The sequence below is a fragment of the Pseudomonas sp. GW821-FHT09D08 genome (assembly GCF_059416305.1).
On sequence record NZ_JBWKOX010000001.1, the window covers coordinates 346264 to 373158 of the forward strand.

Below are 26895 nucleotides of genomic sequence, written 5' to 3' on the forward strand. Positions count from 1 at the left end.
CGGCCCCTATCAGTCCCGAACCCTGAAATGCTTCAAAGGTGCACCCTCAGGCTCGCCAGAGCTGGGATTGATCACATACCACCCGGCGTTTTTCTGGATCGCCTGGACTTCAAGATCCCCCACGTTGCCTGTTCGAGCGCCCGACACAGCCTTGAACGATCGAATGCCTCCCGGGAAGAGGCAACCTTGTACGCCCACCGCCCAACGACACTTCTCGAATGCCGTGGTCGGCATATAGAGACCGGGCGCCAGGCGAGCGACTTCACCGTTCCTGATTTTGCGTAGCGCATCAACGGTTTTCGACCCGGATTTGAACACGTCAATCGTACCGTCCAGGGGATTGAACAGGCTACGCAGCAACGGTGCGGTGCCTTTGAGCCCTGGCAGACTGAATGACTTGCCATTGAACAGCACCAGCTTTTTTACGCCGCGCAAAAATCGGCTCACCCCACTCAGCCCCCCTGTGGCGGCGAACGACGCGAAATCAATCAGCAAGCCCTTGAGTCCATCCTTTACATTGCCGTGTGCAACATCTGAAATCGCCCCCACAAACGGGATCAGGCTCAGCATCATACGGGCGTTCTCGGCGTTGAACAGCTGACTGCCGGAGGTAAACGGATAGGTGCGTCGGCTCTGTAAACCCGTGGGTTGGTTGGCAAACTCAATCAGCGCCTCTCGCTTGCCGTCAAAACTGTGGGCCAGCAAAGCGCTGACAATTTGCTGGGTTTTGGTTGAAGCAAAGGTATCGGGCACACGCCGGATCGCCCTATCCCCAGGGCGTAGCTGCGGCGTCGGCGGCAGCTCTGTGGGTACTTTCTCGATAATCACCTTCGATTTGGCCCCCGTACGCGGCGGCGAACCTGAACGGTAGGCCTTCACATCGAAGGCTTGCTCAGTCCCCAGCCGGAACGGCCTGCGCACATAAGCAAATGGCCCGTGGGGCTTGCGGCCTTCTTCGACGGTACCATCGAGCTTCAACCGATAAGGCAAATCGGTGCGCTTGACCATCTGCATTGATCGCGGGAACACCTCGTAGTAACCGAACCTTGGCTCGACCGCGCCCGTTTCATAGCGCAGCAGCAGGCCATGTTTGCCACAGTGTTCGTCGACCTTGGAGTCGGGGCCCTGATCGTCCTCCAGGGCTTCCCCGGTTTCCTGGCGTACGGTGAAAAACTCTATGTTGCCTGACTCAAGCGCCAGACGTTCCTGCGCGGGCAACTGGGCAATCATCAGTTTCAGCGCAGTAGCCTGAGCCACGCGGGTATCGGCAATGTGCTGATCGACAGCGGCCGCCACCAATGGGGCGATCTCTGGCACCTGCCTGATGCGCGCCTCGAACGTTGCCTGGGAAATCCTGGGATGGATGAACCGGTAGCGTCGCTCCCCATTGATCCGTGCATTGAGCCAATGATCGACGGCCAGCAACGGGTCATCGCGGACCTGCTCCGTCAGAATGACATCGGTCAGCAACGGCCGACGGGATTCCAGATGCGCATGCTGGCGAGGTTCAAAAGGCACGTCCGTGTCCAGTTCAAGCCTGAATCCACGCAGTTCATCGGCGGTCATTTCCGGGAACAACGACAGCAGCCGCTCGATCAGCAAGCTGCGCTGAGTCGGCGGTTCTTTCGTCAGTGTGCTGAAGGCCTCGCGGATCTGCTTCTCCCGCGCGGTAAAAGCCTGTGTCGCGGCCTGATAATCCCCTGGAGAATATTGATTGTCGTGGGTCATGGGGAAAATGCCGGTCATGATCGCCCAGTCCAACAAGGGCCTGATCGCCAGGGTCTTGAGCAGCGCCTCTTGTGTTGCACCACCCGCGTCAAGGCGCGAGAGCGCCGTGATTTGCGTAAGGTTCATCAATCGCGAACTGCCCGCGCCGGACAGCGCATCGGCTATTGCGCAGCCCAGGCGCATTTCCAGCCAGCCCGTGGAGCCGATCTTGATGCTTTGCGGGTCACGGTTGAAGGCCTGCGCGGCCTCCGTCGGCACACCCGGATCGGCCTTGATCAGCATCTCCGGTGCAGACTGGGCCAGGAACAGGTGGGCGAACAGGGACGACAGCGTGGCATCGACCCCCTTGCTTTCCAGGTGTTTTTCCACGTCCTGACGCACATCCTGGAGCGTGCGGCCCAGGTTGCCTGGCTGGTAAAGCCAATACCCGGCCACTACGCCTGGCCGCCCGGGCACTGGTGCGTTCACACTCAGCTTCAGCGCTGCCGCCAGGAGTTGATGGCGCTTGGCTTTACTCAAGGGCTGACCGTCGGCCACGGCGTAAAGCTTCAGGCGCTTGGCCAATTCGTCGGCCTTGGCGATGCAGGATGGCGAATCGAAAAAGTCGGCAAGACGGCGATCAGGATCATGGGGCGATTGCTCGACCACACTGGCGCCGGTAAAGCGTCCAAGCAATGCCACCACCGCTGGCGCCATGCCTTTCAACACCTCGCGATCATCGGCCGACAACGCGGCGCCCACGCTCTGCTCATAGGGCAGCATGACCGCGTAATCGCCTGCCGGCAGCGGCGGCGGGAACGACGTATTGAACCAACTCAATGTGGCACGCACGTCACTCACGGTCTGCGGCGCATCAGGGGCATAAAACGCCAACGCCTGCCGCGCGTCATAGGTGCGAGTGCTGTACAGGGCATTCCCGGTCTTGCCACTCATCCGCAGCAAATCATCGAGATTCGCGTTCATCTGGCGAGCCGACTGTTGTGCTTCTTCGCTGCCGGTGGCCAGGGTTTTCTGGATTTCCTCGTCGAAATACGCCTGCAGCGATTGCCATTGACCGGCAGCGTTGCGCATCTGCAGGGCCCTCTCGGACAACCGGTATGCGCGGCCCTCTCCCGCGTCCCCCACGTTCGCCAGGAAATCCTGGAAGGTCGGCGTCGCCAAAAAGGCATTGAACTGCTTTCGTGGCTCTTGGCTGAGTTGATCCAGGGTCGATCCCCTCGCAATGGAGACCGTATGATCATCCAGCTTGAGTGATTCCCCGCCCTCCTTGCCCTCGATCATCGGCTGCAATTGGCCAACCAATTGCCTGCGCACTGCCTGGTCATCGTTCTGTTGCAGCAGGTGCTTGAACTGTTTCTCCCACTGGTCACGCAAGGAGGACGAAATCGCGGGCCATCCCTCGCGCTTGAGTTGCGTGCCCAATGCCGCCGAGGCCCGCTCATTGAGCGGCGGCCTTACGCCGTAGAAATCCAGCACCACGTCACGTGGCACTGCGCTTTGGGTGGGGCTTATAGCAACTGGCACCCCCAGGTCATTGGGAGAAAGAACCTGCTGGATGGCGCGGATCTTTGTACTGACCTCCCACCAGCCCGAACCATCCGTTAATGTAAACCGCTCAAAGGTATCCTTGCCTTCACGTGTCACCATGCCTGCCATCGAATCTCGAAACACCCGCACGGTCGACAGCTTCAACCCCTTGGCTTCAAACCAGGCTTGCACGGCCGGTTCAGTGATTGCGGCGTTGTATAGCTGGAGAAAGGGGGCGATGGACGCGTTGGGCGGGATAAGGCTTTCGGGCGGCCTGCCCGTGGTCAGCCACTGAACCAGCCGTTTGTGCAACGTGGTATCCGCGGCAGCGGCGACAGCGGCGCCGGGGAAATGGCGCCGTGGCGTTACGGTATCGGATACAGCACGTTTGGACCGGCTGTCAGGGACCGCGACAGGGTGCAACACCGCCGCCTGGGAGGGCGCCTGGAACTCACCGAGCGCCGGGACAGTACTGCTGAATCGAGTGGTGTACATATCTATTAACCCCTGGCCAATTGAACGGCGAGAGTTCTCGTCCCTTAGAACAGTCAATAGCCAACGTACAGCACACGCCCAAGGCGCTGCAGAGGCAAAGTCTCAACACATCGAGCCTGCCGCAACGCACCCGTTACTAGAGAATTCGGTACAACAACCGCTCGATTCGTACACGGCTGACCCGGCGCAAAAACTTGCCGACGGCCTCGGGATAATCCACCAGGGTTTGCAAATCCTGGTAACGCTCGATCCGCGTGGTGTGCTGGAAAATCTGCGCCAGCTCCGTGCGTCGCGGCTCCAGCCATTGGCCTTGGGGGTCATCGACGAGCAAGGCGTTTTCCAGGTCGAGACGAAACGCCCGTGGGTTGAGGTTGTTGCCGGTGAGCAAGGTGTAGCGCTGATCGACCCACATGCCCTTGAGGTGGTAGGTGTTGTCGCCGTCGCGCCACAGGTGCAGGTTCAACTGGCCGCTGTCGATCACCGGTTGATGACGCTTGGCAAAGCGGCGCAGGCTGATTTCATACAGGTACGGCAGTGCCGAGATCACCTTGAAGGGTTCGCTGGGCGGGATGTAGAAATCGTTGGCGGTCTTGTCGCCGACGATGATGTCGACCTTCACCCCACGCGCCAGGGCGCGGTTGATTTCGCGGGTCACCGGCAGCGGCAGGTTGAAGTACGGCGTACAGATGGTCAGTTGGTGCCGGGCGCTGGCGATCAGTTCGAGGATCACGCGGTTCAACGGGTTGTTCTTGCCCACGCCGAGCAACGGGCTGACAGACAGGTGGCCGTTGGGCAACTGCCCTGCCGTGGTGTCGTAGGCCGCGTGCTTGAGCCGGCTGCGCAGGTCGCCGATGTCGTTGCGCAGGCTGCGGGTGGTCGGCGGGTTCGGCAGGTCGAGGCGGTGCACGGCCTTGGAGGCCACCAGGCCGTGTTCCACCAAGTGCTGCATGGAATCCGCCAGGGGCTGGCTGTGGATCAGGTGGTAACGGTCGAAGCGGTATTTATCGAACTTGTGCAGGTACACGTTGTTCAGGCTGGCACCGCTGTACAACACGCTGTCATCGATCACAAAGCCCTTGAGGTGCAGCACGCCGAACAGCTCGCGGGTTTGCACCGGTACGCCGTACACCGGCACTTCACTGGCATGGCGCTGCGTCATGGCCTGGTACCAGGCGCTGTTGCCCGGTTGCTTGCCGGCGCCGATCAGCCCGCGCTGGGCGCGCAGCCAGTCGACCACCACCACGATGTCCAGCTCCGGCCGAGCGGCTTTGGCGGCGTGCAGGGCGTCGTAGATCTCCTGCCCTGCCTCGTCCTGCTGCAGGTACAACGCGACGATGTAGATGCGGCGGGTGGCCGTGGCGATGTTCTCCAGCAGGCAGCGACGGAACGCGTCAGCGCCGGACAGCACGTCAATGGCGTCGGGAGTCAGGGGAAAACCGCGCAGTTTGGGCAACAGGGAGCGTTTGAAGAACGACGGCATAAGGCTCGCAATGGGTCGAATCCGAAGAGGTCCCGAGCTTACACCATGGGGGTGCTCAGGTCTCGCAGTGGCAGAGAGTAAAATTCCTGTTGACCAAGAAGAACGATCATTCTACTTTAGCAGCCATGAACGACATGACCCAGAATGAAACCCGCGACATTATCCTCGACGTCACCGAGAAGTTGATCTATCGCCACGGCATCGCCGCCACCGGCATGGACTTCCTGGTGAAAACCGCCGGCGTCTCGCGAAAAAGCATTTACCGTTACTTCGCCAATAAAGATGAGTTGGTGATCGCGGCCCTGCAGCGCCGTGACGAGCGCTGGATGCACTGGCTGCGCGGCGAAGTGGAGCGCGTCGATGGCAGCGGCGCACGCTTGCTCGCGCTGTTCGACGCGCTCAAGGCCTGGTTCGGCTCGGCGGATTTTCGCGGCTGCGCCTTTATCAACACCAGTGGTGAAACCGGCGACCCGCACGACCCGGTCCGCCTGCTGGCCAAGGCCCATAAACAGAAACTGTTCGAGTACACACTCGAACTGTGCCAAGCACATGGTACCCCCGACCCCGAACGGCAGGCCGCGCAACTGCTGATCCTGATCGATGGCGCCATTACCGTTGCCCTGGTCATGGGTGATTCAACAGCTGCTGATAATGCGCAATGCATGGCGCGAACGTTATTGGGACTGTGAACGCACACGCCTGGCAACTTTCGATAACGCTGTATGGTTTTGAGGAGCCGCCTGATGTCATCTACCGCAGAAACACGTCCGCCCTTGCCGCCGTTTACCCGTGAGTCGGCGATTGAAAAAGTGCGCCTGGCCGAAGACGGCTGGAATTCCCGCGACCCGCATCGGGTGTCGCTGGCTTACACCCTGGACACGCAGTGGCGTAACCGCGCCGAATTCGCCCATAACCGCGAAGAGGCCAAGGGCTTTCTCACGCGCAAATGGGCCAGGGAGCTGGATTATCGGCTGATCAAGGAGCTATGGGCCTTTACCGACAACCGCATCGCCGTGCGCTATGCCTACGAATGGCACGACGACTCGGGTAACTGGTTCCGCTCCTATGGCAATGAGAACTGGGAGTTCGACGAGAATGGCCTGATGGCCAATCGTTTTGCCTGCATCAACGACCTGCCGATCAAGGAGAGCGAACGCCAGTTCCACTGGCCGCTGGGACGGCGCCCGGATGAGCATCCGGGGTTGTCCGAACTCGGGCTTTGACTGAAGCCGCAAGCTTGAAACTTCAAGCTTGCGGCTCATTGCTCAATCCTGATTGAGGCCCACTCGATACAGCACGCCATCGTCCTCATCCGTCAGCACATATAGAAAGCCATCCGGCCCCTGCCGCACATCGCGAATGCGTGCCTTCAAGCCGCCCAGCAAGCGCTCTTCATGGATAACCTTGTCGCCATCGAACTGCAGACGAATCAGTTCCTGGCTGGCCAGCGCACCGATGAACACGTTGTGCTGCCACGCCTTGAACCGGTCGGCGTCGTAGAAGGCCATGCCACTGATGGCCGGTGATTTCTCCCACACATGATGGGGCGCCACGGTGCCTTCTGCGGTCTTGCCCTTGGCCTCGGGAATCGGTGTGAGCGAATAGTTGATGCCGTGAGTCGCCAGCGGCCAGCCATAGTTCTTGCCCCGCTCGATAATGTTGATTTCATCACCGCCGCGCGGCCCGTGTTCGTTTTCCCAGAGCGTGCCACTCCATGGGTTCAGCGCCAGCCCTTGCGGATTGCGCTGGCCGTAGGACCAGATCTCGGGACGTACCCCGGCTTGACCGACAAACGGGTTGTCATCGGGCACGCGGCCATCCGGGTAGATCCGTACGACTTTGCCCTGCAGCTTGTCCAGGTCCTGGGCGGTCGGGCGGTCGTTGTTTTCCCCCAGGGTCACGAACAGGTAGCCATCGCGGTCGAAGGCCAGGCGCGAACCGAAGTGGTTGCCGGTGGAGAGTTTCGGCTCCTGGCGCAGGATCACGTTGAAATCGGTCAAGCCACTCATGTCCTTTGCCAGGCGCCCGCGACCCACAGCGGTGCCGGCCGTGCCGCCCTTGCCGCCGCCTTCGGCATACGTCAGGTAGACCATGCGGTCCTGTTTGAAGTCAGGTGACAGCACCACATCGAGCAAACCGCCCTGCCCCTTGGCCCACACCTCGGGCACGCCGGTCAACGGCGCAGACAGCTTGCCGTCCGGACTGACAAAGCGCAGGTGGCCCGGACGCTCGGTCACCAGGAACCCTTGCTGGTCGGGTAGAAACGCCACGGCCCACGGGTGATCGAGGCCTTTGACGATCGGGGTCGCGGTGATGCTGCCTTGTTCACTGGGGAACTGCTGCCCATCGGCGGCATAAACGGCCGTCTGCGCAAGCAGCGTGGTGGCGCACAGGGTGGCGAGCAGGGTTTTGCGTATCAACATAAGACAGCGTCCTTACCGGCGATTGCCGTTGGCATCATAGGTGGGGGCTTTGGTGTCGGTGGCTGGACGGCTGGGGGCCGCATCGCGTTGCGGATAGCGATTGCCGATACCACCGTTTTCCAGGGTCGGTGTGCGCGGCGTCGGCACGGTCTGAATACCACGCACCGCCGGCGTATTGGGTTGAGTGCCCTGCATGCTGTTGGGATTGGCCCGGTGTATCGGGCCGTTATTGGAATCGCTTCTGCCGGGCAGGTTTTGCGCGTGGGCAAATGGCCCAAGTGCCAGGCCTAACACCAGCACCGCGAGATGACGCACACAACTATTCATGACAAAGCCTCTCTGGGGCGAGGAGTACGTGCTTTCGATACCACGCTACGCCCTGGGTTCGGCTTTCGTAACTAAATAGTTTCTCATCAGGTGTAACACGATCTGTCCGCGCATCTGCCCGGGGAAACTTTTCACGCGGCCGTCGAGTCACCCGAACACAGCTTCTTCTTAAGGAATCGTACGTATGCCACGGGCAATCTGGAAAGGCGCCATCAGTTTCGGCCTGGTTCATATTCCGGTATCGCTGGTCTCGGCCACGTCCGCCCAGGGCGTGGACTTCGACTGGCTGGACAAGCGCAGCATGGACCCGGTGGGCTACAAGCGCATCAACAAGGCCACCGGCAAGGAGGTCACCAAGGAGAATATCGTCAAGGGCGTAGCGTTTGAGAAAGGCCGCTATGTGGTACTCAGCGAAGATGAGATCCGCTCGGCCCACCCCAAGTCGACCCAGACCATCGAAATCATCGCGTTTGTCGCCAGCGACCAGATTCCGTTGCAGAACATCGACACGCCCTACTTCCTGGCCCCGGATAAACGCGGTGGCAAAGTCTACGCACTGCTGCGCGAAACCTTGAAGAAAACCCGCAAGGTCGCCCTGGCCAACGTGGTGTTGCACACCAAGCAACACTTGGCGGCACTGATGCCCCTGGAGTCGGCGCTGGTGCTGGTGATGCTGCGCTGGCCGGCTGAAGTGCGCAGCCTGGATGAACTGGAACTGCCCAGCGAGGTGACCAAACCCAGCCTGGCCAAGGGCGAGCTGGACATGGCCAGGCGCCTGGTGGAAGACATGAGCGCAGACTGGCAGCCCGAGGACTATCGCGACAGTTTCCAGGAAAAAATCATGGCGCTGGTGGCGAAGAAAGCCAAGGCCGGCAAGATCGAAGACGTCGAATCCCAGGAAGGCAGCGAGGAACGCAAGTCCGCCGATGTGATCGACCTGACCGAGCTGCTCAAACGCAGCCTGGCCGGCAAGCCGACGACGAAAAAACCGGCCGCGAAAAAAGCCGGCAAAAAGGCCTCTTGAGCCTGACGTATGCGGGAGAACCACATGGCCAAGCCCCTGAGCGAATACAACCGTAAACGCGATTTCGAGGTCACCGCCGAGCCATCAGGCCGCGCACCGGGTCGTAAGCCCAAGGCATCGGCCCTGAGCTTCGTGATCCAGAAGCACGACGCGCGCAACCTGCACTATGACTTCCGTCTTGAGCTTGACGGGGTGCTGCTCAGCTGGGCAGTGCCCAAGGGGCCGAGCCTGGACCCGAGCCAGAAACGCCTGGCCGTGCACGTTGAAGATCATCCCCTGAGCTATGGCGGTTTCGAGGGCAGCATCCCGGCCGGCCAGTACGGCGCCGGCGATGTGATCGTGTGGGACCGCGGCATCTGGCAACCCCATGAGGACCCGCACAAGGCCTATGCCGCCGGCAAACTCAAATTTACCCTGGTCGGTGAAAAGCTCTCCGGTGACTGGGCGCTGGTACGTACGCGCCTCAAGGGCAGCGGCGACAAGGAGCAGTGGCTGCTGATCAAGGAAAAAGACCAGCAGGCACGCCCCGCCGCCGAATACGATATTGTCCAGGCCCAGCCAAAGAGCGTCCTCAGTAACGCCTCGGTCGGTGAACCCAAGGCCAAGCCTCGCGCCAAACCACAGAAGCGGGCAACCGCCCTCCCCGAACAATTCGCCCCGCAACTGGCAACCCTGGTAGACCGCGCGCCCGAAGGCGACTGGCACTACGAGATCAAGTTCGATGGTTACCGCATGCTCGCCCGCATCCGCGGCGGCGAGGTACGCCTGTTTACCCGCAATGGCCATGACTGGACCGAGCGCCTGCCACGCCAGGTCAAGGCCCTGCAGGCCCTGAAGCTCAAGGACAGCTGGCTCGATGGCGAGATGGTCAGCCTTAATGACGACGGCCTGCCGGACTTCCAGGCACTGCAAAATGCCTTTGAGCTCGGCCGCAGCTTGGACATCGTCTACTACCTGTTCGACGCGCCATTTTTAAACGGCAGCGATCAACGCCAGGCGCCACTCGAGGAGCGACGCGCCGCGCTCAAAGACGCCTTGTCCGGCAGCCGCAGCAAACTGCTGCGTTTTTCCGAAGCATTTGCAGCCAACCAGCGCGATATCGTCGAAAGCGCATGCGAGCTGGCGTTGGAAGGCGTGATCGGCAAGCGTAAGGGCAGCCCCTACGTTTCCAGTCGAAGTACCGATTGGATCAAGCTCAAATGTCGCCTGCGCCAGGAGTTCGTGATCGTCGGCTACACCCGCCCCCAGGGATCACGCAGCGGTTTTGGTGCGCTGCTGCTGGCCGTCCATGCCGATGGCGCGCTGGTCTATGCCGGGCGCGTGGGTACCGGGTTCGACCAGGCCTCACTGAAAAATATCCATGCCCGGCTCAAGCCTTTGGAACGCGCGGCGTCGCCCCTGGCAAAACCGCTTACCAGCACCCAGGCGCGCGGCGTGCATTGGGTAGAGCCGACGCTGGTCGGTGAGGTGCAGTTTGCCCAATGGACCCGAGAGGGCGTGGTACGCCAGGCAGCGTTCATGGGCTTGCGCACGGACAAACCCGCCGCGCAGGTCATCCGGGAGCAGCCCCGCGCGGCCAAAACCCTGAAAGCACCGGCGGCCGGGCGAGCCAGCGGGGTGAAGGTCACTCACCCCGACCGCGTCATCGACCCGCAAAGCGGCACGCAGAAACAGCAATTGGCGCAGTTCTACGAAGGCATCAGCGAATGGATCCTGCCCTTCCTGCGCCATCGCCCCGTGTCCCTGCTCAGGGCTCCGGAAGGCATCGAGGGCGAGCAGTTCTTCCAGAAGCACTCGGAACGCCTGGCGATTCCGAACATCAAGCAACTGGACCCGGCACTGGACCCGGGCCATGCGCGCCTGATGGAGATCGACACGACGAAAGCGCTGATTGGGGCCGTGCAGATGGGCACTCTCGAACTGCATACCTGGGGCGCCACTTCGGACAAGATCGAAACCCCGGACCTGTTTGTGCTGGACCTTGACCCGGACCCGGCGCTGCCCTGGAAAACCATGCTGGAAGCCGCTCAGCTCACCTTGTCGGTACTCGACGAGCTGGGGTTGGAAGCCTTCGTCAAGACCAGCGGCGGCAAAGGCTTGCACCTGGTCATACCGTTGGCGCGGCGGGATGGCTGGGACACGCTAAAAGCCTTTGCCAAAGCCATCGCCCAGTTCATGGCCCGGCAGTTGCCCGAGCGTTTTACCGCCACCTCCGGGCCAAAAAACCGCGTAGGCAAGATCTTCATCGATTACCTGCGCAATGCCCGTGGCGCCAGCACAGTGGCGGCCTATTCGGTACGCGCACGGCCGGGCCTGCCCGTGTCGGTACCGGTAAGTCGTGAAGAGCTCAAAGGCTTGCGCAGCGCCCAGCAATGGACGGTGGCCAATGTGCTGGAACGCTTGCAAGGCTTGAAGGAAGACCCGTGGGCGGGCTACGCCAATCGGCAAAAAATCAACAGAAAGATGTGGGATCAATTAGACGCCACGCCACCGAAGTGAGTGGCGCCCGGACCGGCTTCAGATCAGCAGGAAGAGAGCCGCCAGGGCAGCGAAGATCGCCCACTTTTCCAAGTAGTAACGCGTGCGATTGCGCTTTTTCAGTTCTTTGCCACGCAGGCGGATCGTGTACAGGCGAGTAAACGCGCGGTTGAGCCCACCCGTCTTGTCGCCGGCGTCATTGGGCGAGCCTGCGGCCGCCATCACAGTGCGGCTGAACCAGCGGTTGAAGGCGGCGGCCCAACGGTATTTCATCGGGCGCTCGATATCGCAGAACAGGATGATGCGGTTCTGTTGTGTAGTGTTTTCAGCGTAGTGAATATACGTCTCGTCAAACATCACCGGCTCGCCATCACGCCAGTAGTAACTTTCGCCGTCCACATTGATGTAGCAGCCCGGATCATTCGGCGTGTCCAGGCCCAGGTGGTAACGGTAGGAACCGGCATACGGGTCACGGTGGCGCACCAGCTTGGAGCCCGGCGGCAACTCGGCGAACATTGCCGCCTTGATCGAGCCGATGCCCTGCACCAGCTCGGTGGTACGCGGGCACAGCTTCATCGCCGAGGGGTGGCTGTCGCCATACCATTTCAGGTAGAACCGCTTCCAGCCGGACTTGAAGAACGAGTTGAAACCTACGTCGTTGTATTGGTCGGAGCGTTTGATTTCGCCCGCACGCATCAGAGCCTGGCCTTCCCGGCGAATCTCTTCCCAGTGCTCTTGCAGCGGGCTCAGTTCGGGAAAATCGCTGGGTGATAAATAAGGGCGGCCGGGCAGTTTGGAGAACAGGTAAAGGAAGCAGTTGATCGGTGCCAGGAAGGTCGAATGATCACTGAGTTGGCGGCCCAGCTTATGCCGCACCCGACCACGCAGGTGTACATACGCAATGGAGGCAACGTAAAGAACAACAATGATGAGTTTCAAGGGATTTCGTCACATGTCAGAAGAAAACAGGCTGCTCCTGCGCGCCCACAACGGCTGAGGATGGATAGCAGCGTCTGAAATCACAATTCACACAATTGGCACGACCGGCTGAATAATGTCCCGATACGTGGTCCGTGGCAGTTATTTAGCCACAGTTTGTAACCAAAAGTTAATCAAGAATTGTGAAAACCTGTCTAGTGAATGTGCCGGGCAAACGCCTCGACGGCCGGCCTTGGGGCACGGCAACCACCGATCATCGAACGGCGAAAGATGGTAAAAGGCAGCACCGCCGGCAACGTCCGGCAATTACCCCCTCAGCAAAAAGGAATTTGTATGTCAGCCCTTTCAGATCCGGATAGTCAAACCCTTCAAGGCGTTTGGGAGCAAACCTCACTTGAAGACAGTGGCGTACTCAATCCCATCGATGCCCACAGCGCTCCGGGCGCTTTAACCACTATCAGCGGCGATCGTTTCGAAGTGAAGACCGTCAGTGGCGAAGTGTTGTTGGCGGGTCGGTTTTTCCTGGACAGCAGCACGGTTCCCAAAAGCATTACCTGGGTGGACGCCCTGGGCGATGACGCCGGCAAGCACTTGCCCGCCAGTTATCGCCTTGAGGGGGATTCATTTGCGTTCATTGCGGCGGATGAAGGTATGCCCAGGCCCATCGTGTTCAGTACCGGCCCAGGCCAAACCATGCGCACTTTCGTGCGCCGCGCGTGATGCTGTACGCCATCCGAACGCGCGACAGCATTTTCACAAAGCCTTCACTTTCAGCCCTATAGGGTGAAGCCTACCTACTCCAGTAAATCCCTTGGCCCGCCAGTGCGCGGGCTTTTTTTTGCCTGGTGCGAATCGGCTCAGGCGGGACGCTTGGTGGCGGCCAGCGTGAAGCACAGGGGCAACTGGGCAGGCTGGTGCTCGTACTGGTCGTAAAGTTCTTCGCGATTGGAGTGGGCATATTCCTGCAGATGGTCGATCTGCAATTGCGCAGCAATCGCCGCGCTCACCACATCCCCCAGGGTGTGCACATACCAATAGGAGGTCGGCCCCGCCACTTCGCCCTGCCCCTCATAGACAATCGACTCCTGCAGCACAAAAGGCTCACGCTGGAAGTACGAACTGGCCGGCAACAGTGGGTCTGGCGCGCGCGGGTCGAACATTTCCAGAAACGGGTGGGTTTCATACATCACCAGCGTGCCACCGGGTTTCAAGGTCCTCGCAACATGGCGCATGAACAGCGCCACATCCGGCATCCAGCCCAGCACGCCGATGGTCACCAAGGCAATGTCGAAGCGCTCGTGCAAGCGGGATGGCAACTGGTGGATATCGCTTTCGATGAATTCCGGGTTGTGGGGCGAAACGTCGGCAAGCTCACGGGCCTGCTGCAGGAACGCCCGGGATTGATCCACACCGACCACCGAGCACGCGCCCAGGCCAAACAGCGACAGGCTTTCGCGGCCGTTATTGCAGCACACCTGCACCACCTCTTTGCCGGCAACGCCGATGTCTTGCAACAGCCCGGTAAGGGTGGGGTCCAGACACGAAAACCCAGGGTCGCGGACCCCGTTAAGCAGGGCGCTCCAGGTCTCGGTGGTTTTGTGCAGGTCGGCGGATTGATCCCAGGCGTCCTTGTTGCAGGCAATCGCCTGTTGAGCTGAGGGCATGTCCATTGCGTCTCCAGATAAGTCATACGGCGAGGCAAAGAAAATAAGCCACAAGCCCGCAGATTAAAACCCCAGCAGCAGGCGAAACTAAATGAACTGCGCGCAGGTCACTAGCGCAATGAGTGTTCAGCCTTTGAACGCCCCCCTGCGAAGTCCTGATCATGGCCACACACGCCGACCTGCGTAATACCCTGTCCCTGGACAGCCTGAATTTTTTCCTGGCGGATGTGCGCGACGGCCTCGGTCCATACCTGGCCATCTACTTGCTGGCGGTGCACAAATGGGATCCGGCCAGTATCGGCGTAGTCATGACCCTGGCAGGTATCGCCGCGCTGATCACCCAGGGCCCGGCGGGTGCCCTGATCGACCGCACGCGCAGCAAACGCGCGGTGATTGCCGTTGCCGCCCTGCTGGTGACCGGCAGTTGCCTGTTGCTGCCCTTCGTCAGTTCATTCAGCCTGGTTGCCTTGACCCAGGCGGCCAGTGCCATCGCCGCCTCGGTGTTCGCGCCGGCGATTTCCGCGATTTCCCTGGGCATTACCGGGCCACGTGCGTTCACCCGGCGCACCGGGCGCAACGAAACCTTCAACCACGCCGGCAACGCTGTGGCGGCGCTGTTGGCCGGTGGCCTGGCGTACCTGTTCGGCCCCGTGGTGGTGTTCTACCTGATGGCCTTTATGGCGGTGGCCAGTGTCGTGGCGGTCAGTTGCGTCTCGGCCAAGGCGATCGACCATGAGGTAGCCCGGGGCTTCGACCCTGCCCACCACAGCGACCATGAGCAGCCGTCCGGCATTGCGGTCTTGCTGGCCAACCGGCCGTTATTGCTGTTTGCCGTCTGCTGCGCCCTCTTCCACCTGGCCAATGCGGCGATGCTGCCACTGGTCAGCCAGAAGCTCTCGCAGATCAACCTGCAGATGGCCACGCCATTGACCTCGGCCTGTATCGTCGCCGCACAATTGGTGATGGTGCCGATGGCCTGGCTGGTGGGCAGCAAGGCCGACGTGTGGGGGCGCAAGCCGCTGTTGCTGTTCGGCTTCATGATCCTGCCGCTGCGTGGCGTGCTCTATACCCTGTCCAGCGATCCCTACTGGCTGGTGGCCGTGCAGATGCTCGACGGCATCGGCGCGGGGATCTTCGGCGCGCTGTTCCCGGTGATCGTCAAGGACCTGACCCAGGGCACCGGGCGTTTCAACGTCAGCCTGGGGGCGCTGTCCACGGTATTTGGGCTGGGCGCGGCCTTGAGCAGCAGCCTGGCCGGTTTTGTGGTGCAGCAGGCCGGCTACAATGCGGCCTTCCTCACCCTGGCCGGGGTGGCGGGCGTCGCGTTGGCGCTGTTATGGCTGGCGATGCCGGAGACGCTGGCCAAACCCTTCTTCGCGCCTCACGCATCTGCCGCCTGATATAAGCGACACTGTGCGCCGAACCCAAACAGCAAATGGAGTTGCCCCTATGAAGAACTACATCCTGTATCCGCTATTGCTTCTGCTGGCAGGATGCAGCACGGGGCCCTATCTGCATCCGGAGTCGACGGTGGGCAGCAACGCCCTGCTTTCGCGCACCTGCCCCGGCCCGAAAGCGGCGATGAGCTATGCCCCACTGGCAGAAGAACTCAACTGGGTTCATGTGCTGGTCTATGTTGCGCCACCCGGCACATCCAGCTGGCCGGGTAACCAGCGCTCGACCGCGGCTGAACTGCGCCTGTTCGGACGGCTCTACCCATCCAATAGCACAGCAGCCATCAAACAGGCCGGCTCGACGCTTTGGGTCAGTGCAGCGTCGCCCGTTGTCACGGTCACCCTGGCGAATGGGCAAAGCTATCCTGTCACCATTGAACAACTCAGAACCGGTTTCGACCCCAGGAAAACATTCCACAGCGAGTTCAAAGGGACAGCCTTGGGCCAAGGCGACATGGATGATTTCACGCTCACCTTCCCGGACATATTCGTCAACGGTGAAAAAGTCCCTATGGCCCCGATTCACTTCAAGAAACGCGAAGAGCGTTATGCGCCTGTGTTCAATTGCTGAGAGGCGGCAGGCGTTTACGCTTTGGTTTTGGCGTTGAACCTGGTGTTTCTAGCGATGGTTCTTAGGGCGCTGCCGGACATAATGAGACTGAGCGGCTATCGGGTAGGAAAAAAGCGCCGCACTCACCAGACAGCAATCTGGCGTGATGTAAGCCTCCTGTCGTCGTCAACGAACACTGCTGTTCAGCTTCCCCGATTGCTGGGGCAAAAATCAGCAATCCGTCCTGTGTCAATTACCAATCGGCAGGGTGAGTCAGTTTTCAATCAGCACCAACACTTGTTCTTCCAATCTGAGAAGTCAGCCTCAAGCAGCTCGCCCAATGCATCGATCTTGTCAGCATAAAGCCGATGCAACACTTGCAACAATTCCGGTCGGATAGCAGATTTATAGCCCTCAAAGACCGGCCGAGATAACTCGGGACGATGAGTCTCGGAGAAAAACTCACCCAGGCCAATGTGACTCAGTACCCTGTTGGCGAAGCCAACGGGGTCGTACACAATGGTTTCGTAGCGAGAAATCAAAAAGCTCTCACGAGGATAGACCGACATCCAGTTTCTCAAGCAATTGGCGTAGTCACCACGCTGCAACGATCCCTGGGATTTGAAATGATCAATGAACCATTGATCGGACGCTTCAGAAAACTCCATTTCGGCGCGGCGCAGAGCCATCCTGGCAGAAGACCATGCTCGCTCGATCGGGTTTCGCATCAGATAAACGATACGTAAGCTTGGAAAGTATTGGTGCACTTCACGAATCCGGTCGAGTGGCAGAATCGCATAGGCTGGAGTGATGTCGCCATTGCAGCGCTCCTCACAGAACAAATTGCTGTACCAGTCAACACCATTCAGGTAGTGAGCATCCCAGAAGTGAACTTCCTTACCAGCTGGGAAGCTTACACTTGGATGCTTGCTCAACACCTCGTATAACCAACTGGTGCCGCTTTTCTGGGCACCAATTCCAATAAACCTTAACATCCGATCACTCTACCAAAGACCATTCCGGCACACATGAGAAATCCACCAGGCCAAGCCCGAACTGCTTGCTTTCCTCCCTCACACGAAAGCACAACGCATCGACGACACGATGAAGATGGTGGAATCCCTCACCACAATCCCCGGATACGCCAGCATTGAGAAAATACAATCCCTCATTGAGGCGGCAGACAAAACTGTACTCCACCGACAGCACGGAACCGGATGAAACAGCACCGATGCCCTCTGCGACCTGCTTGGCTGAGGTAGCACCACCCAACTCCACACCAGTCGGAGTCTTGATCAGCATACCAAAACGGACATTCCTAGCATCACGATCAAAGCTCACACGGTAGGTATAGCGATAGGTTTCTCCTGCCTTGAGACAATTGACCTTTTGCCCTTGGATGTTGAGTAACTGAGGATCAGAGATCAATGCACCACGCGATTCGTAAGACAGCACAGTCTTGGAAACAAGGTGCGGGTCGAAATATCCCGCCATTTCCTGACAGGGCTCCTCCACTTCTCCAGGCTCAGTCAACTCGGGACTTGGTGAACTCTCGATACCAGCCAACATTTGTTCGCGCATGACTCTGGCTTTGTCGGCAGGAGCGTTCAGCAGCCGCTGATACTTGCCCACCACTGACTTGGGTGTGCCTTCACTGATTTTTTTACCACCATCGAGCAGAATCGCCCGGTCACACAGGCCCACAACCGTATTACTGGCATGGGAAACAAACAAAATGGTTGCACCTTGGGCCTTGATAGCCTCGATCCGGGCATAGCATTTGCGCTGGAAGAGCTCGTCACCCACGGCCAGCGCCTCATCGACAATCAGAATCTGCGGGTCGACATTAATAGCCACAGCAAAAGCCAGCCGCACCATCATGCCACTGGAGTAATTCTTGACCGGCTGATCTATGAAGTCTCCAATTTCTGCAAAGGCAAGTATGGACTCAAAGCGTGCTGCAGTTTCCGCATTGGAAAGTCCAAGTACGGAAGCATTCATGTAAACATTCTCTCGCCCACTGAACTCGGGGTTGAAACCCGCCCCCAGCTCTAGCAACGCGGCAATACGGCCATGTGTAGTTATCTCACCGGCAGTAGGGGTAAGAGTGCCGCAAATCATCTGCAACAACGTAGACTTTCCACTCCCATTGCGACCTACAATACCAACTGTCTCGCCTTTATTTATTATAAAAGAGACATCATCTAGCGCCACAAACTCCTTATAGTGCTTCTTCCCACTGAACAACTGCAGCAGACGCGCACGCTGGCTGGCGTATATTCGAAAATGCTTGCTGACACTTTTAACCTGTATTGAAAACTCAGAACACATCTGCAAAACCTTTACACGCGGTTTGGAAGAAAGCAAATCCTGCCCAGAGACACACCGAGGAGATCTCCAAGTATTTTGTCAAGCCGATGAAGTCCGACATTCTGCCCCAAATCACAACATCACGCGCCTGTTCAATCACAAAAGTTAAAGGATTGGCAATGAGCAGAGGCTGAGAGGAAGCTGGCAGGCTCTCCACCGGAGAGAACACAGGCGCCAGAAAAAGCAGAATGGTCGTCCTCTGGGTCTGACTCGTAAAAAAGAAAGCATTTGCCAAGGAAACGCATCAGAAAACTTCACTTTATCCCCGGCCATCGTCCAGGACGAAGAGCCCAGGCCCTGATACGCCTCGCCCGGTAGCTCTGGGTCAGCGCCCAGGGAGATCCCAGCGTGGTTCGGATGAGCCGTGCGGCCCATCTCCATCATGATCATGTCGCCGTGCTGTAGCGTAATAGTCCTTAAATCCCTTCAGGCCACGACAGAATGTGCCAGGGCAAGGCCGTAGCTTCATTCTTTCGGGTACCGGGCTGCCGCCGGCGCCTGGATGGCCGCAACGATGTGCTTGCGCAGGGCCAACTCAGCGCTATCAGGGCCAATACTGAAGGTGTTGGACATCCGTCGTCGGCCGCCATACAACTGTCGCCTGACATATGCGACAATGCGCGCCAAATTCCAACACACATCCCCCATTTTTTGCTCAGCGACCGGGTTTCGCGCCTTGATGTCGCTGTTGATGCATGCCTGAAGGCTCCTGCCGCCACGCTCGCAACCCATTGATAGGTAAAGTAATTGATCTCCACAGCTAACATCACCATGCAGTTCGGCGCCAAGCCGCTCTTTGAGAACGTCTCGGTCAAGTTCGGCGCCGGCAACCGGTATGGTCTGATCGGTGCCAACGGTTGCGGCAAGTCGACCTTCATGAAAATCCTCGGCGGCGACCTCGATCCGTCCGGTGGCCAGGTCATGCTGGAGCCGAATGTGCGCCTGGGTAAGCTGCGCCAGGACCAGTTCGCCTACGAAGAATTCACCGTGCTCGACACCGTGATCATGGGCCACGAGGAGCTGTGGAAGGTCAAGGCCGAGCGCGACCGTATCTACTCGCTGCCGGAAATGAGCGAAGACGACGGCATGGCCGTGGCCGAGCTGGAAACCGAATTCGCCGAGATGGACGGCTACACCGCCGAATCCCGTGCCGGTGAACTGCTGCTGGGCCTGGGTATTCCCCTGGAACAGCATTTCGGCCCGATGAGCGAAGTCTCCCCCGGCTGGAAACTGCGTGTATTGCTGGCCCAGGCGCTGTTCTCGGACCCGGAAGTGCTGTTGCTCGACGAACCGACCAACCACCTGGACATCAACACCATCCGCTGGCTGGAAAACATCCTGACCCAGCGCTCCAGCCTGATGATCATCATCTCTCACGACCGTCACTTCCTGAACAGCGTGTGCACCCACATGGCTGACCTGGACTACGGCGAGCTGCGCCTGTTCCCGGGCAACTACGACGAGTACATGACCGTGGCGACCCAGTCCCGCGAGCAACTGCTGTCGGACAACGCCAAGAAAAAAGCGCAGATCTCCGAGCTGCAGTCCTTCGTCAGCCGCTTCTCGGCCAACGCCTCGAAAGCCAAGCAGGCCACTTCCCGCGCCAAGGCGATCGACAAGATCCAGCTGGCCGAGGTCAAGCCTTCGAGCCGTGTGAGCCCGTTCATCCGTTTCGAACAGAACAAGAAGCTGCATCGCCAGGCGGTCATCGTCGAGCGCATGGCCAAAGGTTTCGACGGCAAGCCGCTGTTCAAGGACTTCAGCTTCCAGATCGAAGCCGGCGAGCGCGTGGCGATCATCGGCCCGAACGGTATCGGCAAGACCACCCTGCTGCGCACCCTGGTCAACGAACTGACCCCGGACGCCGGCAGCATCAAGTGGACCGACGCCGCGGAACTGGGCTACTACGCCCAGGACCACGCCCACGACTTCGAAGACGACGTCACACTGTTCGACTGGATGGGCCAGTGGACCCAAGGCGAGCAAATGATCCGTGGCACCCTGGGTCGTATGCTGTTCTCCAACGATGAAATCCAGAAGTCCGTCAAGGTGATCTCCGGTGGTGAGCAAGGCCGCATGCTGTTCGGCAAGCTGATCCTGCAAAAGCCGAACGTGCTGATCATGGACGAACCGACCAACCACTTGGACATGGAATCCATCGAGGCGCTGAACCTGGCGCTGGAGAACTACCCGGGCACGCTGATTTTCGTCAGCCATGACCGTGAGTTCGTATCGTCCCTGGCCACCCGCATCATCGAGTTGAGCGCCAACGGCGTGATCGACTTCAGCGGCACCTACGACGACTACCTGCGCAGCCAGGGCGTGGTGTTCTAACAGTAGCGACGTGAAACCCTGGGGAACAGGCTCGTTGTGGTGAACGGGCTTTTGTGGTGAGCGGGCTTGCCCCGCGCTGGGCTGCGCAGCAGCCCCAATAAAAAACACCGCATTCTGCCAGGCAAAACGCGGTGTTCGTTTTCAGGGCTGCTGCGCAGCCCAGCGCGGGGCAAGCCCGCTCACCACAACAAGCCCGCTCGCCACAGTAAGCCGGTTTCTCAGCCAAAGTAGTTAGCCTGCTTCCTTTTCCCCCAAGCCCTTGCCATGATGCATTCACCGCCCGCCCGCGAACGAGTGCTCATGTCCAACGCTGCCCCCTCCTCCCTGTCGATCACCCTGCAGATCGTCTCCATCGTGTTCTACACCTTCATCGCCTTTATCTGCATCGGCCTGCCGATTGCGGTAATCCCGGGCTATGTCCATGAGCAACTGGGCTTCAGCGCGGTGGTGGCCGGGATCACCATTGGTTCGCAGTACCTCGCGACCCTGCTCAGCCGCCCCATGGCCGGGCGCATGTCCGACAACGTCGGCACCAAGCGCGCGATTGTGCTGGGGCTGGCGGGCATCCTGATCAGCGGAGTATTGACGTTCTTCGCCACCCTGGTGGACAACCTGCCCAGCCTGAGCCTGGGGATTCTGATCCTCGGCCGGCTGTTGCTGGGCGTGGCCCAGGGCCTGATCGGCGTGGGCACCATCAGTTGGTGCATGGGCCAGGTCGGGGCGGAGCACACGGCGCGGTCGATTTCGTGGAATGGCATTGCCTCCTACGGCGCCATCGCCATCGGCGCGCCGCTCGGAGTGGTGATGGTCGCCGAATATGGCTACACCAGCCTGGGTATCGCGCTGTCGGTATTGGCGGCGCTGGGCCTGGTGCTGATCCGCAATAAACCCTCGGTGCCGGTGGTGCGCGGCGAGCGCCTGCCGTTCTGGGCGGTGTTCGGGCGCATCGCACCCTTTGGTGCCAGCCTGTGCCTGGCATCCATCGGCTACGGCACCCTGACCACCTTTATCACCCTGTATTACCTCAATCGCGGCTGGGCCGGCGCGGCGTACTGCCTCACGGTGTTTGGCGTATGTTTTATCCTCTCGCGGCTGCTGTTCATCTCCGCGATCAGCCGGTTTGGCGGCTTCAGGGCGGCGATTGCCTGCATGATCATCGAGACCCTGGGCCTGACACTGCTATGGCTGGCACCGTCCACCGGCGTAGCCTTGATCGGTGCAGGGCTGACCGGCTTTGGCTTGTCGCTGGTGTACCCGGCGCTGGGCGTTGAGGCCATCAAGCAGGTGCCCAACAGCAGCCGCGGTGCCGGCCTGAGTGCCTATGCGGTGTTTTTCGACCTGGCCCTGGCGATTGCCGGGCCGTTGATGGGCGCCGTGGCGCTGAACCTGGGTTACAGCTGGATTTTCTTCTGCGCAGCGCTGTTATCGGTCACGGCGCTGGGCGTGACCTTGCTGCTCAAGCGCCGCGCTTACTGATCGGCGGTCTGCAAACCGGCGCGGGTAGCCTGGCCGAGGGTGTGGCTGAAAAAACGCCCGGCCTCGGAGATCAGGTCGCGGTGGATGCCTTCACGGTCGACGCCGTCCGCATCGGTGCAGATGGCCGGCATCGCGGCCAGTTGGTCGCTGTCGCACGGCGCCATGAACACGAAGTGCCCTGCCCCCGCCAGCAGCTTGAAGTCCGGTGGCTCCGGCAGTTTGCGTGCCAGGGCGGCGGCATTCTTGTCGACCGCCACCAGCTTGTCGCCATCGCCGCTGTAGAGCAGCACCGGCACATGCACGTCGGCCAGGGTGTGGCGGCCGAACATCAGGCTCAACGGCGCCATCAACATCAAGGCATGAATGCGCGGGTCGGATTGCGGTTGCAGGTCGTCACGGTCCACCACCAGTTCGCCCTTGGTGGTGCAGGCATCACGATCTTCGGGGCGTTCCTGGCAATAGCGGCGCAGGCGATCGAAGTCCGGCTTGGCTCCCGCCAGGATCAACGCGGTTTCGCCACCGGCCGAATAGCCGATAACGCCCACCTGATCGACGTTGACGAACGGCGACAGCATCGGGTCGGCCAGGGTCGCGGTGATCGCTTCGGAAATCTGGATCGGCCGGCCGTACAGGTTACTCACCGTGCCCAGGCGGCTGTGGTCCTTATAGTTATCGCCGGGATGCAACACCGCGACCACCACAAAGCCTTTGCGCGCCAGGGAGGTGGCCAGGTCATGCAGGGCCAGCGGCGTACCGGTGTTGCCATGGGACAGCATCAACATCGGAAAGCGGCCAATGGCGATCTTGGAATCTTCGCTGGCGGCGACGTGGTAGGGACCCAGTTGCGTGCTGTGTTCATCGTCGGTGGACGGGTAGAAGGCCACGGCTTTCATCGGCTGCAGGTCCAGCGGGTCGAGAAAGCTCATGCGGTGGAAGCCCACACTCCAATGGGGGTGCGGCGCGGGCGCGGCGTGCACTGAAATCAGGCCGCCGAGCAGGGAAAGAACCATAACAGCACAAAGACGCATCATGAGGATGTCCACCTTTGCTGCGTGACCACGTTCAACACCCGCGGCATGTCTATATGAAAAGTCCATGGTTCAAGGCACTCGCATCGGGTGATAAACCCATGCGTGCATAACCTGGGCCAAAGTAATGACAGCGGGTAAACGAAAAAACTCCGTACTCCGGTCGTTTCAGGCGACAAGAATACAGAGTTTAGGCGCCCGGCTTCGGATTGAAACCGAGCAGAGGCGAAATTTACACAAGCCTTACGCAGCAGCGAACAATTGTTCGTTGATGAGCACGTTCGCGTCGCTCAGGGATTTGCTGCGCACTTCATCACCGTAGGCCAGGCCATGGGCGCGGACGAATTCGATGTCGGTAATGCCGAGGAAGCCCAGCATCACTTTGAGGTATTCCTCGTGGGCCACACCGGTTGCCTGGCCGACATGCATGCCGCCGGAGGTGGACACAATGACGACTTTCTTGTTACCGCACAGGCCTTCAGGGCCCGCTTCGGTGTAACGGAAGGTCTGGCCGGCAACGGCGATGCGGTCGATCCAGGCTTTCAACTGGGTTGGAATGGTGAAGTTGTACATCGGTGCACCGATCACCACGGCGTCGGCGGCGAGGAATTCGGCCAGGCTGTTGGCACTCAGGTCGGCCTCGTGCTGTTGTGCGGCGTCACGCAATTCGGCGGCGGTGCCCAGGGCGCCCAGGGTCGCGCCGGAGAAGTGGTTGATGCCTTCGCTGGCGAGGTCACGGTAGGTCACTTCCACACCTGGCTCCGCCGCCTGCCAGGCCTTGACCACGCCAGCGCTGAGCTGCCGGGAAGCCGAGTTGTCGCCGAGGATACTGGAATCGATGTGCAACAGTTTCATGGTGGATCTCCGAGTGTGGGATCGACAGTGGCGATCAGATGGAGGGGATGCTACGCATGAAACCAATAGTCGATAAGACGCCTGAAATGCGATAGTTTGTCCCACTGACAGGACAATAGGCTGACCATGCAAGACCTCAACGACCTCTACTATTTTGCCAAAGTCGTCGAAGCCGGCGGCTTTGCGGCGGCCGGGCGGCTGTTGGGCATTCCCAAGTCGCGGCTGTCGCGGCGCATTGCCGAGCTGGAAGAACGCCTCGGCGCGCGCCTGCTGCAACGCACCACGCGGCAACTGACCCTGACCGCCGTCGGCGAGCGCTACCTGCGCCACTGCCAGGCGATGCTGCTCGAAGCGGAAATGGCCGACGAGGCCGTCGCCAGCATGTCCAGCGAACCCCGTGGGCGGCTGAGGGTGACGTGTCCGGTGGGCCTGGCGCAAAACATGATGCCGGATGTGGTCGCGGGTTTCCTGGCTGCCCACCCCCAGGTGCAGCTGGAGATGACCCTGGTCAACCGCCGTGTCGACCTGGTAGCCGAAGGCATCGATGTGGCGCTGCGCGTGCGCGAACTGGGCGATGAAGACCCGCTGCTGGTCACCAAGCGCCTGCGCCCCGCCCAGACGGCCCTGGTCGCCAGCCCGAACTTTTTGCACGGTCGGCACATCAACAGCCTCGACGACCTCAAGCAACTGCCGATACTCGGCGCGCTGGAAGCTGACCGCATGGTGCACCAACGCATCCTCGATCCCGAAGGCAACCCCCACGACCTGGTGATGGAAGCGCGCCTGGGCGTCGATGACTTCAACGTACGCAAGGCCAGCGCCATCATGGGCCTGGGCTTTACCGTGCTGCCGATGATGTACTGCGAAGAAGAACTGGCCAGCGGCCGGCTCGTACAGTTGCTGCCGGAGTGGTCATTGCCGGGCGGCTGGCTGCAGGCCGTCTACCCGCATCGCCGTGGCGTGCTGCCGGCGATTCGCGCCTGGATCGATTACCTGGAAGAAGGCTTCAAAAGCTGCGGAGACCGCCTGCTATGAAAATGACCGAAGCACAGGTCGCGACGTTCTGCCTGAGCCTGCCCGGCGCGCGGGAAGACTACAAATGGGGCGGCGTGCGGGTGTTCTCGATCGCCGGCAACAAGATGTTCGCCCTGCAGAATCTGCGCGGCGACTCGCTGGCGTTCAAGGTCGACAAGGAATTGTTCCTCGGCCATGTGGACCGTCCCGGCATCCACCCGGCGCCGTACCTGGCACGCGCGCAGTGGATCATCATGAACACGCCCTACCCGCTGGGCGCCGAGGAACTGCGTAGCCTGTTGCAGCGCTCCCACCAGTTGGTGGTGAGCAAACTGCCCAAGCGCACGCAGGTCGGGTTGCTGCTAGAGAACGGACAGTAGCGTGCCGCCGAGGAACAACTGGTCCAGCCAGAACACCTGATGCAGCAACACGATCACCCAGAACAGCACCTGGTAAGACACCTTGCGCGTCTTGTGCCGGAACACCTGCTGGGCAATCAGCGCCCCCGGCCAGCCGCCCGCCAGTTCCACGGCGTGGAGGATGTTTTCCGGAGTGCGCCAACTGTCGGTGCGAGCCTTGCGCTTGTCGCTCCAATACAGGAAAAACGCGATCACGCTGACCACCCCATAGGCCACCAGCGGGATCACGGTTTCGCCGCGTTGCCACACCAATACCGACCCCACCAGCGGCGCCGCGCACAGCAGCACAAAGATCGCCGCTTTCAAGCGCGGATGCTGAATCATCATGCCTTGGCCGCTGCCCAGTCGATCCAGCCGAATTGCCAGGTCGCCAGGATCAGCAGGCCGAACGCAATGCGGTACCAGGCGAACGCCGCGTAGCTATGACTGGCGATGAACTTGAGCAGGCCCTTGACCGCGATCATCGCGAAGATGAACGAGGTGACGAAGCCGATGGCGAACACCGGCAGGTCCGCCGGCTGGAACAGGTCGCGGTATTTGTAGCCCGAGTACACCGCCGCACCGACCATGGTCGGCATGGCCAGGAAGAACGAAAACTCGGTGGCGGTCTTGCGCGACAGGCCGAACAGCAGGCCGCCGATGATGGTCGAGCCGGAGCGCGACGTACCCGGGATCATCGCCAGGCACTGGGCAAAACCGACCTTGAGCGCGTCTTTCCAGGTGATGTCATCGACGCTTTCGGCGTGCACTTCATGCTCGCGGCGTTCGGCCCACAGCATGACAATGCCGCCGATCACCAACGCGGTGGCCACGGTGATCGGGTTGAACAGGTAATGGTGGATCAGGTCGGCAAAGATCACCCCCAGCACCACGGCGGGCAGGAACGCGATCAGCAGGTTGACCGTGAAGCGCTGGGCGTTGCGCTGGGTCGGCAAGCCGGTGACCACATCGAGGATCTTGCGCCGGAATTCCCAGACCACCGCAAGGATCGCACCCAGCTGGATGATGATGTTGAACGCCATGGCGCGTTCGCCGCCGAAGTCGAGCAAATCGGCGACGATAATCTGGTGTCCGGTGCTGGAGATCGGCAGGAACTCGGTAAGCCCCTCCACGACGCCAAGAATCAATGCCTGAATGGCGGTCCAAAAATCCATGCTTCCCCCAAAGGTCATGCGCGGTGGCATGCCTTATCAATCTTTTAATGGTTCACTGACGAGCGCACTCAAGTGCCCGGTGTTGACCATGGTCAATGCCGGCCTGCAAAAATTCTGTGAAAAATCAGGCAGTACTCAGGTTTTGCGATTTCAGGC

General features: G+C 60.2%; 24 protein-coding genes. 11 read left to right on the forward strand and 13 right to left on the reverse strand.

Annotated elements, in window-relative coordinates:
* Positions 1-9: 9 nt before the first annotated feature.
* Both AC07OP_RS01405 and pssA read right to left on the reverse strand, forming a co-directional pair.
* Entirely contained in the window at positions 10-3750 is a 3741-nt protein-coding gene (locus AC07OP_RS01405) for a hypothetical protein (RefSeq protein ID WP_495102610.1), read from the reverse strand.
* A 136-nt stretch (positions 3751-3886) separates the two neighbouring features.
* A complete protein-coding gene (pssA, locus tag AC07OP_RS01410) occupies positions 3887-5230 on the reverse strand; it encodes a CDP-diacylglycerol--serine O-phosphatidyltransferase (protein WP_281112724.1) in 1344 nt (447 codons plus the stop codon).
* 125 nt (positions 5231-5355) lie between these two features.
* Here pssA and AC07OP_RS01415 point away from each other — a divergent pair, with 125 nt between their 5' ends.
* Positions 5356-5919, forward strand: a complete 564-nt coding sequence (locus tag AC07OP_RS01415; RefSeq protein WP_495102609.1) for a TetR/AcrR family transcriptional regulator — start codon at positions 5356-5358, stop codon at positions 5917-5919.
* Between the two features lie 54 nt (positions 5920-5973).
* The gene (locus AC07OP_RS01420) at positions 5974-6453 is read left to right on the forward strand and encodes a nuclear transport factor 2 family protein (protein ID WP_495102608.1); all 480 of its coding nucleotides are present in this window, start codon (positions 5974-5976) and stop codon (positions 6451-6453) included.
* Between the two features lie 42 nt (positions 6454-6495).
* Here AC07OP_RS01420 and AC07OP_RS01425 read toward each other — a convergent pair whose 3' ends face one another.
* Both AC07OP_RS01425 and AC07OP_RS01430 read right to left on the reverse strand, forming a co-directional pair.
* The gene (locus AC07OP_RS01425) at positions 6496-7653 is read right to left on the reverse strand and encodes a PQQ-dependent sugar dehydrogenase (protein WP_495102607.1); all 1158 of its coding nucleotides are present in this window, start codon (positions 7651-7653) and stop codon (positions 6496-6498) included.
* Positions 7654-7665: 12 nt separating this feature from the next.
* Positions 7666-7980: a hypothetical protein gene (locus tag AC07OP_RS01430; RefSeq protein ID WP_495102606.1), complete on the reverse strand. Its 315-nt coding sequence runs from the start codon at positions 7978-7980 to the stop codon at positions 7666-7668.
* A gap of 184 nt (positions 7981-8164) precedes the next feature.
* On the opposite strand from AC07OP_RS01430, the gene ku reads away from it, so the two are divergent.
* Positions 8165-9004 carry a non-homologous end joining protein Ku gene (gene ku, locus AC07OP_RS01435; RefSeq protein ID WP_495102605.1) on the forward strand — a complete coding sequence of 280 codons (840 nt, stop codon included), beginning with the start codon at positions 8165-8167 and terminating at the stop codon, positions 9002-9004.
* 24 nt (positions 9005-9028) lie between these two features.
* Positions 9029-11503, forward strand: coding sequence for a DNA ligase D (ligD, locus tag AC07OP_RS01440; RefSeq protein WP_495102604.1), 2475 nt, complete (start codon positions 9029-9031; stop codon positions 11501-11503).
* An 18-nt stretch (positions 11504-11521) separates the two neighbouring features.
* Here the strand turns inward: ligD and lpxO are convergent, their stop codons facing one another.
* Positions 11522-12421: a lipid A hydroxylase LpxO gene (gene lpxO / locus AC07OP_RS01445; protein WP_253489828.1), complete on the reverse strand. Its 900-nt coding sequence runs from the start codon at positions 12419-12421 to the stop codon at positions 11522-11524.
* Positions 12422-12754: 333 nt separating this feature from the next.
* On the opposite strand from lpxO, the gene AC07OP_RS01450 reads away from it, so the two are divergent.
* Positions 12755-13141, forward strand: coding sequence for a TIGR03067 domain-containing protein (locus AC07OP_RS01450; RefSeq protein WP_115486138.1), 387 nt, complete (start codon positions 12755-12757; stop codon positions 13139-13141).
* A 137-nt stretch (positions 13142-13278) separates the two neighbouring features.
* On the opposite strand, the gene AC07OP_RS01455 is transcribed toward AC07OP_RS01450, so the two are convergent.
* Positions 13279-14091, reverse strand: coding sequence for a class I SAM-dependent methyltransferase (locus tag AC07OP_RS01455; protein WP_027607899.1), 813 nt, complete (start codon positions 14089-14091; stop codon positions 13279-13281).
* 155 nt (positions 14092-14246) lie between these two features.
* Between AC07OP_RS01455 and AC07OP_RS01460 the strand changes: the two genes are divergently transcribed.
* Entirely contained in the window at positions 14247-15485 is a 1239-nt protein-coding gene (locus AC07OP_RS01460; RefSeq protein WP_495102603.1) for an MFS transporter, read from the forward strand.
* Positions 15486-15534: 49 nt separating this feature from the next.
* Positions 15535-16110, forward strand: coding sequence for a hypothetical protein (locus tag AC07OP_RS01465; protein WP_495102602.1), 576 nt, complete (start codon positions 15535-15537; stop codon positions 16108-16110).
* Between the two features lie 263 nt (positions 16111-16373).
* On the opposite strand, the gene AC07OP_RS01470 is transcribed toward AC07OP_RS01465, so the two are convergent.
* The 3 genes from AC07OP_RS01470 to AC07OP_RS01480 are packed head-to-tail and all read right to left on the reverse strand — an operon-like array spanning position 16374 to position 18694.
* Complete coding sequence (locus AC07OP_RS01470) at positions 16374-17084, reverse strand: sulfotransferase family protein (RefSeq protein ID WP_115486141.1); 711 nt, start codon at positions 17082-17084, stop codon at positions 16374-16376.
* Positions 17085-17088: 4 nt separating this feature from the next.
* On the reverse strand, positions 17089-18420 hold the full coding sequence (locus AC07OP_RS01475; protein ID WP_115486142.1) for an ABC transporter ATP-binding protein: 1332 nt from the start codon (positions 18418-18420) through the stop codon (positions 17089-17091).
* Complete coding sequence (locus tag AC07OP_RS01480; RefSeq protein WP_495102649.1) at positions 18410-18694, reverse strand: hypothetical protein; 285 nt, start codon at positions 18692-18694, stop codon at positions 18410-18412. The genes AC07OP_RS01475 and AC07OP_RS01480 overlap by 11 nt, the downstream gene beginning before the upstream one ends.
* A 512-nt stretch (positions 18695-19206) precedes the next feature.
* Here AC07OP_RS01480 and AC07OP_RS01485 point away from each other — a divergent pair.
* On the forward strand, positions 19207-20793 hold the full coding sequence (locus AC07OP_RS01485) for an ABC-F family ATPase (protein ID WP_027607903.1): 1587 nt from the start codon (positions 19207-19209) through the stop codon (positions 20791-20793).
* Between the two features lie 300 nt (positions 20794-21093).
* Complete coding sequence (locus AC07OP_RS01490) at positions 21094-22269, forward strand: MFS transporter (protein WP_495102601.1); 1176 nt, start codon at positions 21094-21096, stop codon at positions 22267-22269.
* Here AC07OP_RS01490 and AC07OP_RS01495 read toward each other — a convergent pair.
* Both AC07OP_RS01495 and AC07OP_RS01500 read right to left on the reverse strand, forming a co-directional pair.
* Positions 22263-23300 (reverse strand): alpha/beta hydrolase family protein, encoded by a 1038-nt coding sequence (locus tag AC07OP_RS01495; protein WP_108574471.1) that lies wholly within the window; start codon positions 23298-23300, stop codon positions 22263-22265. The two genes, AC07OP_RS01490 and AC07OP_RS01495, sit on opposite strands and share 7 nt — an antisense overlap.
* A 240-nt stretch (positions 23301-23540) precedes the next feature.
* Entirely contained in the window at positions 23541-24152 is a 612-nt protein-coding gene (locus tag AC07OP_RS01500; RefSeq protein ID WP_115486145.1) for an FMN-dependent NADH-azoreductase, read from the reverse strand.
* A gap of 126 nt (positions 24153-24278) precedes the next feature.
* Between AC07OP_RS01500 and AC07OP_RS01505 the strand changes: the two genes are divergently transcribed.
* Together AC07OP_RS01505 and AC07OP_RS01510 are read left to right on the forward strand one after the other, a co-directional pair.
* Entirely contained in the window at positions 24279-25187 is a 909-nt protein-coding gene (locus tag AC07OP_RS01505; protein WP_027607907.1) for a LysR substrate-binding domain-containing protein, read from the forward strand.
* Entirely contained in the window at positions 25184-25546 is a 363-nt protein-coding gene (locus AC07OP_RS01510; protein ID WP_027607908.1) for an MmcQ/YjbR family DNA-binding protein, read from the forward strand. The genes AC07OP_RS01505 and AC07OP_RS01510 overlap by 4 nt, the downstream gene beginning before the upstream one ends.
* On the opposite strand, the gene AC07OP_RS01515 is transcribed toward AC07OP_RS01510, so the two are convergent.
* Both AC07OP_RS01515 and AC07OP_RS01520 read right to left on the reverse strand, forming a co-directional pair.
* Positions 25529-25912, reverse strand: coding sequence for a DUF1294 domain-containing protein (locus tag AC07OP_RS01515; RefSeq protein ID WP_092359431.1), 384 nt, complete (start codon positions 25910-25912; stop codon positions 25529-25531). The two genes, AC07OP_RS01510 and AC07OP_RS01515, sit on opposite strands and share 18 nt — an antisense overlap.
* Positions 25909-26739 carry an undecaprenyl-diphosphate phosphatase gene (locus AC07OP_RS01520; protein ID WP_065941752.1) on the reverse strand — a complete coding sequence of 277 codons (831 nt, stop codon included), beginning with the start codon at positions 26737-26739 and terminating at the stop codon, positions 25909-25911. The genes AC07OP_RS01515 and AC07OP_RS01520 overlap by 4 nt, the downstream gene beginning before the upstream one ends.
* Positions 26740-26895 lie beyond the last annotated feature (156 nt).